The sequence below is a fragment of the Segatella asaccharophila genome (assembly GCF_054687055.1).
In genome coordinates this window covers 1-587 of the sequence record NZ_BAACAN010000065.1, presented here as the reverse complement: position 1 = coordinate 587, position 587 = coordinate 1, and the positions used below count along the sequence as shown (strand labels likewise).

Sequence of the window (587 nt, the reverse complement as noted above, 5' to 3'; positions counted from 1 at the left end):
ACTGGAGCTCCCGTTTTCTTAGCTGCCGTGGCCCAGGAATGACGCAGCGTATAGGATGAAACGTCTTCCTTGATTCCCAGTTTCCTGCCCAGTTTCTTGAGATGGGCATTATAACGGCGAAGAGCGGCCTGATATTCCATATAGCCTTTACTGCTCCGAAAACTATGAGAACAACTGAACAGGTGCAACAAGCCGGAATCTTTCCGCCCGTCTGTCCTCCCAGTATTCCTTCGCAGCCAGGACAAAGTCTGGAGAGCAGGCCTGAGGAGGCGGACCCTTACCGTGGTGCCCGTCTTCATCCGGTGATATTCGAGCGTTCCATCAGAAATGTCAGACTTGCGGATATGTGTAAGGTCCACAAAGGGCATTCCGCACAACTCATAAGAAAGGCGGGCGGTGTACTGCGTCCGCCGTAAGTCCTCCGTGCCCGGGTCCTTGAACAGTAAGGTCCGGAGATCCACTCTTGGCAATGCTTTCTTATGCCTGATGTCTACACCGGTATAGACATCGTGAAAGAGGCCACGGACATACCGAGCATAGCCATGATCCACACCCTTGTTGTAGAGGCTCCGGAGCATACGGAGGTA

General features: G+C 53.2%; 1 protein-coding gene. It reads right to left on the bottom strand.

Annotated features, from left to right (window positions below; translation table 11 throughout):
- Window positions 1-578 (bottom strand): site-specific integrase (locus ACYRYG_RS13335; RefSeq protein WP_460198491.1); only part of this gene is annotated, 578 nt, incomplete at its 3' end.
- Window positions 579-587: the final 9 nt, after the last annotated feature.